At 64.0% G+C, this 6,700-nt stretch carries 3 protein-coding genes; all 3 read right to left on the bottom strand.

All coding sequences use genetic code 11. The features are described from left to right. Nucleotides 1-62: 62 nt before the first annotated feature. The 3 genes from MGN01_RS22840 to MGN01_RS22850 all read right to left on the bottom strand — a co-directional run bounded on the left by MGN01_RS22840 (nt 63) and on the right by MGN01_RS22850 (nt 6,646). Complete coding sequence (locus MGN01_RS22840) at nt 63-3,314, bottom strand: autotransporter family protein (RefSeq protein WP_147049096.1); 3,252 nt, start codon at nt 3,312-3,314, stop codon at nt 63-65. Nucleotides 3,315-4,220: 906 nt separating this feature from the next. After that, nucleotides 4,221-4,730: a cupin domain-containing protein gene (locus MGN01_RS22845; RefSeq protein WP_147049097.1), complete on the bottom strand. Its 510-nt coding sequence runs from the start codon at nt 4,728-4,730 to the stop codon at nt 4,221-4,223. A gap of 221 nt (nt 4,731-4,951) precedes the next feature. Beyond that, entirely contained in the window at nt 4,952-6,646 is a 1,695-nt protein-coding gene (locus tag MGN01_RS22850) for a methyl-accepting chemotaxis protein (RefSeq protein ID WP_238258617.1), read from the bottom strand. Nucleotides 6,647-6,700: the final 54 nt, after the last annotated feature.

The raw sequence follows: 6,700 nt of genomic DNA on the forward strand, positions 1-6,700 counted from the left end.
AAGGCGCAAAAAAAGCGGGGGCGCCTTTCGGCGGCGCCTCCTGTTTCGTTAGGCTCGAGTGCTCACCAGCGGAGGGTGAAGTTGCCCTTTGCGGCGTGGTTCTCGGCGCGGGCGCCGACCTGGCCGGTATAGGCGACGCCGATTGTGGCGTTGGCTGAGACCTTGAGGTCGAGGCCGGCATTGGCCACCACCGCGTCGCGGTCGATCGGCAGACCCGCCGTCACGAAGCTCGCTCCGGTCTGGAAGGCGAGCAGCGCCGTCGGCATCACGTCGCCGAAGGCCCGGCGGTAGCCGACCAGGCCGTAGGCTGTGACCGGGGCGCCGAGGCCGAGATCGAACGTGGTCTGAGCCCGCACGCCCACCGTCGCCGTGCCGATATCGGTGTCGTGCGAGAAGCCGCGGAGGGCCGTGATGCCGCCGGTCTCGGTGAAGCGGTCGGTGTTCACGTTGACGTAGGCGCCCCCGACGAAGGGTTCGATGTAGCTCGTCGCGAAGGCGGCGGCCGGAGCAGCACCCTTGGTGATCAGGCCTACCGGGGCGGAGTTGCCGAACGAGATGCGGTAGCCGATCTCGCCGAAGCCCTGCGTGGTCGAACCGCCGTAATGGGCGGTGTCGTTGTCACCGACACCCGGGAACACCACCGAGCGGCGGGTCCGCGAGTCGTTGCCGGAATAGACCGCGCCGAGACGCAGCGCGATCGGACCGAACTCGGTGCCGCCGTAGATGGCGCCGAAGCCGCTCTCGATCTGGGCCGACTGCGAGCGTCCGGCCGTGTCGAGGTTGGTGCGGGTGTAGCCGCCGGCCACGCCGAGGCGGAAACCGTTCTCCAAGCGCACGTCGGCACCGGCCACGAACCCCGCCGTCGAGCTGTTGACGCCGGCGGCGTTGCCGTCGGTCTCGGCATGGCCGAAGCCGCCGAAGCCCTGAGCCCAGACGCCGAACACGCGCGGGTCGAGCACGCGGGCCGGCACCATAGTTGTGGCGACCCGACGGCCCGGCAGGTCGGCGGTGTAGGTCGCCGGCAGCGAGCCGTAATCCGCGCCCTCCGCCGTGCCGCCGTTGCGCAGACGGTCGAGGATCGCCTCACGCACGAAGAACGCCGTCTCGAAGGCCGCACCCGACGCGCTCGCATGGATGTCGCCGGAGAGAGCCTGGAAGGCGCCCTGGGCCTCTGCCGCCGTCAGGCCCACCGTCGCACCGTAGACGCCCGAGTTCGGACCCGCGCTCTGCACCCCATCGGCCGCCGCAGCCTGGTTGCGGTTCAACGCCACCGTGGCGAAGGCGACGTCGTTGCGGGTCAGCGTCAGGTCGACTTCGGTCGGCTGGTAGCGCAACGTGGGGGTGAGGAAGGCGAGGTTCGAGGTCACGCCCGCGAACTGGCCTCCGACACCGCCGGCCGAGGTCAGGATCGCATACTGCGTGCGCGGGTTGTAAGTGCCGACCGCCGCGAGAACCTGCACGGTGCCGCCCTGAAGCGTCGTCGTGCCCGTGGCCGCGATCTTGTCGGACTGGCCGGCCGCATTGGCCTCGACAAGGTAGGTCGAGCCTGCCGCGAAGGCTACGTTGCCGGCGACGTTCAGCGTGCCGATCGAGTTGCCCGGCGCCACCGTCGAGCCAGACTGCGCCGCGATCCCTCCGACCGTGCCCGAGCCGCCGAGAAGGCCGCCGTTTTGCACGATCGCCACGCCGGTGATGGTGCCGTTGGCAAACAGCGAGCCGCCATTGCCGATGGCCACGTCACGGGTCACGTGATCAGTGGTAGCTAGGTCGAGGCGACCGGTGACGTTGTCGAAGTAGCCGGCGGCCGAATAAAGGTCGAGGCGGCTCCAGTAGCTCAGCGCCGAGCCGTAGAAGGCGGCGAGCGCGTTGGTCTCGGTGTTGACGATGATCTGGTTGATCGTGTCCGTCGAGAGATTGCCGTAGATGCCGCCGTTCGGGGCGATCGTCTTGGCGGCGGCGGTGCTGCCGCCGTAGAGCGTCGAGAGCAAGATCGAGGCGTCGGGACCGCCGGTCGGGGCGGCTTCACGCGGAGCCTGAGTGAAGGTCAGGGTCGGCAGACCGTAGGTGAGACGCTGCTGGTAGAGCGCTTGGTTGGCGGCAGAGGCCGCGTAGGGGCTGCCGGCCATGTTGGCGGCCGAGGTCGCGCAAGTCGCGACGGCGTTGCCGCACTGCGCCGAGATGTAGCTCTGCAGCTCACCCTGGGCCGCCGTGAACAGGGCCGGCAGGTTGATCGCCGTGCCGGTCGTCGAGGCGTTGTTGACGTAGAGCGGGTTGGTGAGGGCCTGCGCGATGTCGTAGGCCGCGAACGAGCGCGAGGCGATGATGTCGAGCGGGTAATGCACGCCCAGCACGATGCGGCTGTCGCCGTATTCCGCGGCACGCGCCATCATGGACTGGAACTGCTGCGGCACCAGCATGCCGAGCAGGTAGCTGTCGGTGAAGGCGTATTGCGCGTGACCGCTCGGGAAGGACGGGTTGGTGGCGAGCCCGTTCAGCGCGGTCGGGTCGAAGATGTTGTAGTTGCTCGGAGTTACCTGAACCGGCCGCGAGGAGCCGTAGACGTCCTGGCCGGCGCCGGTGTTCCTCACGCCGTAGGCGATATCGAGGACGCTGTCCCGGGTATTCGGCAGAGTGCCGATCGTGCCGGCGCCAGCCGAGCCGGCGGGGATCGTGTAGGGCGCGGTCGGCAGCGTGTAGCCGGCCGGAGCCACCGCGGGGATAGGGACGTAACCGGCAGGCGTGGTGCTCGGGTTCGTGGCGGCGCCGTTCGCGAAGTAGTTCTTCGCAACGCCGAGATCGGCGCTCATCACCGAATAGGCGTTGTTCAGCAGAGTGTAGGTCTTCGTCAGCGGGCCGGAGGTCAGGCTACTGGCGCGGATACCAGTCTGGTAGATCGGGCCGAGGGTCTGGCCGTAGCCGCCCGATGGCTGGACCGGCTGAAGGCCGCCTGCGCTCTGGGCCTGTTGGAGCGGAAGGCCGCCTGCGAGGTTGTCACCCGGTCCGAGGTTGACCTTCGTGCCATCCGCAAGGGTAATTTGGGCGATGGAGCCGTTAAAAAGGCTGCCTGCGAGTGTCTTATCGCTGATCGCGAGCTGCTGGCGGGCTGTGCTGGTGGCCTGATTGTCCGCGATGGCCAAGGAAAGGTTCTGCTGCAGGGTCTGCTGGCCGACCTGGGTGCCGTTCAGCGCCAGGAAGGGCGAAAGCAGGTTCAGGACGTTGACGTTGGCGGGTGTGACGTTGGGCGTCTGCGCCTGGGCAGCGCCGATTGTACCGGCGAGGATCGCCGCTACCGAAACACTGTGTTTGAAGAGCATGGTGGGATTCCCCTCGAAAACCGTGAAGAGGCCTTCGAGCCGCCGTTAAGGGAGAATCACGCCTAGCGCTGCGTCATAATCCCGTCATGAATTTACTTGGCAGAAACTGTGATGTGCTTGCAACTCATGATTTGCCGGCACATATTTAGCTATGAAATCTAACATGCCTTACGCAGATCGCGCTTGCTAGATTTCGTTGGGCACCGGCGGGACCGCGCCCCCCTCGACCAAGCACCGTCGCTCCAGCTCCTTCGCATAGTCCCGCCACGGATCCCGCTCTCGCTCCGTGATCGCGAGGCGCTCCCCGCTTCGCCCCGCCCTGTCTGCAAGCTGAGCGATGTCGTCGGCACGCTCCTCCCGGAACTCCTCAACCAGCTGTTTGATGTCGCCGCTGGTAGCCGAGCCAAGGCAGCGGGTCGAAGCCTCGCTGTTCTGAGCCATCGAGCACGCGAAAAAGCCCTCCGCAGCGAACCGGGCGGGCTGAGTCTGGGAGGACTAACACCTAACAAGGCATCGGTGGCGGACCCTGAAGGTTGCAGAGAGCCAACCTCTCCCGGACGTCTGGCTGCCATTCGCGGGCCGCAGGTGAAAACTCGGAGCGCAGACACAACAAAGCCCGCCCACGTCAGACAGACAGGGCGGGCTCTGAGGTCGAGCAGCGATCGGGCAAGAGCGCAGCTCACGCCGGTAGTACGCCCGGGTGACGAAAAGAGTTTCAGTCCGGATCGCGCCTCGCCGCGACACAGGCGCTTTCTTGATCCGGTCGGTACTATCGCCCCGGACGGTTTCCCTCCAGAGCGTCGATCCGACGCTGCAGCAGCAAATCGGCGATCGTTGACGTGCACGGATTTGGAGCGACCGCCTACATCGCGACCGCGTTCGCAGACACGTGAAACGCGGCGGAGGTTACCAAGGGCTTCCGTCCTTATGGGTGTAAAGCCACTGCCCACCCGGGCCAAGTTCGGCCCGCAGATCATCGTCCGGGTAGTCGGCCGAGTCGCCGGGGGTGCGGTCGCCGATTTCAAGGTATATCACGTCGGCTGAGGTCTCGTTCAGCAGGTGGTGGGCAGCCCCTCCTGCCGGGAAGCCGGCGCACATGCCAGGGTGCAGGCTTTCTTTTCCTGCGTCCGTGATGAGGGTCGGCTCTCCGTCGAGAACGAAGATGAACTCGTCCTGCTTCGTATGGCGGTGGCGCAACGAGGACGCGGCGCCGGGAGCAAGACGCGTAAGGTTGACGCCGAAATTCCGCAAGCCGAACAGGTCGCCGAGCACCCGCTTCTCGCGCCCGGCCATCCGGGCGGCGAAGAGTGCGGGGTAGCTCGACGGTTTCGCTCTAGGCACTACGCCGGCCGCTTCGATCGCGACGGGAGCGCTTGCAATGCTGCCAGCAGGGTTGTCCGTAGCGGCCTTGCTCATAGGCTCTCTCCAAGGTGAACTATCATAGCACCCCACCCTGCCTGCCCAACACGCAACCACGACCCGTCGCGGCCACCGGAGTCCGGGTGGAGGCGAGCGGTGTTCAGCTTCAGAGAGACGGAACCGGGCACATAGCGATTAGAGCCAATGGCAATGTATGCCACTGGCCCTAACGGGCGGCCCCAAAGCACGGCTATCGAGCACTCTGGCGGAGGATTGGTTCAAGCACTTCGCACCATCGTCAGAAAGCGCGTGACCTCGCCGGTCAAATGTTCGGACTGACGCGAAAGCTCTTCAGCAGAGGTAAGCACCTGGCTCGCTGCGGCGCCCGTATCCTCCGAAGCGCGTGCCAGGCCCATGATGTTGCTTGTCACTTCGCTGGTTCCAGCTGAAGCCTGGGCAACGTTACGTACGATCTCGCGCGTCGCCGCACTCTGCTCCTCCACAGCCGCGGCGATGGTGGTGGTGACTACGTCGATCTCTCGGATCCGCGCGGTGATTGTCGCAATTGCCGTCACGGTCTGCCCTGTTGCGCCCTGCACCTGCGCAATCTGGCCGGCGATTTCTTCCGTCGCTCGCGCAGTCTGACTGGCCAGTTCTTTCACTTCTGAAGCCACGACGGCGAAGCCGCGGCCTGCTTCCCCTGCGCGAGCCGCTTCGATGGTCGCGTTGAGAGCCAACAAGTTGGTTTGGCCCGCAATGCTGGAGATCAAGCCGGCAACATCGCCAATGCGGCTGACCGCAGCATTCAATTCCTGAACGAGCGCTGCCGTATGATCAGCATCGTTGGCCGCGCGCTGCGCTAGGTCGGCCGATCCGGACACCTGCCGACCAATCTCCTGTACCGAGGCGCCCAGTTCCTCAGCGGCAGCCGCGACAGTGCCGACATTGGCTGATGCCTCTTCGGCCGCCGCTGCGACGGTCGTCGACTGGATCGCAGTTTCTGTTGCGGTGGCTGTCATTGTCTGAGCGGTCGCCTGCAACTCCGTCGCTGATGCGGAAACCATGCTGACGATGCCACCTACGGCCTGCTCGAAGCGATCAGCCATCTGGCGCATGCCAACCCGGCGCTGCTCTTCGGCATCCAAGCGGGCCTGTGCAGTCTCTTCCTCAAGCAGACGCATGCGGATCAGCGCCTCTTTGAAGACCTGGACGCTATCCGCGATTGTGCCGATTTCGGTTTTCTCGGTTTGGTGCGGGACGTCCGCATGCAGGTCTCCTGCCGCGAGCGCCTTCATGGGCGTCACAACGGAAGCAATACCTCGTGTAATGCTGCGGACGATGAGTCCGGCCACCGCAGCGAGAAGAAGCGCCGCGCCCAAGCTGACAATCAGCGTTGCCGACCGAAGGCTAGAAACAGCCCCTTCGTAAACACCAACCTTTTCATCGGCAGCCCTGCTATTAAGCGCGGCGATGGCGGTTGCTGCCTCAGTCGCAGCCTTGATTGCCGGTCGTAACGTACTCAGGTTTTGTTCTGTTGCTGCTTGCTTATCACCGCTTTGTGAGAGGCGAATAATACCAGGAATAGCGTTGAGGGTTATCGTCCAATTCTTCAGGAATGTATCGAATAACTCGCGCTCGCCCGGCAGGGTGGCTAAAGGTTCATACAACTTGATGACTTCTTTGACAGCGTCGATTTTCGTAGCTAACGCTACCTCTTCATACTGATCGAGTTTTGAATCAGTATAGATGATATGATTTACGACGCTAATGCAAACATCAACGATATTGGCCTGAAGCGATTTGGCATACTTGATGCTCGGCATCGTGTTATAAGAGATTTCGTCGGTCGCAGCTTCCAGAACTGACAATCTCTCGAACACAAGTCCAGCCAGGATCATTAAGACGATGATTGCGCTGGCAAACCCAACAGTTAGGGCCGTTCGAATTGAAACCTTGTTCATGACCTTGGACATGTCGACAAGCTTATTTCTGCACAATCAATTGCCCCAGCAAAACGCCTAGTGCAG

It is taken from the genome of Methylobacterium gnaphalii (assembly GCF_007992215.1).
GTDB classification, from domain to species: domain Bacteria; phylum Pseudomonadota; class Alphaproteobacteria; order Rhizobiales; family Beijerinckiaceae; genus Methylobacterium; species Methylobacterium gnaphalii.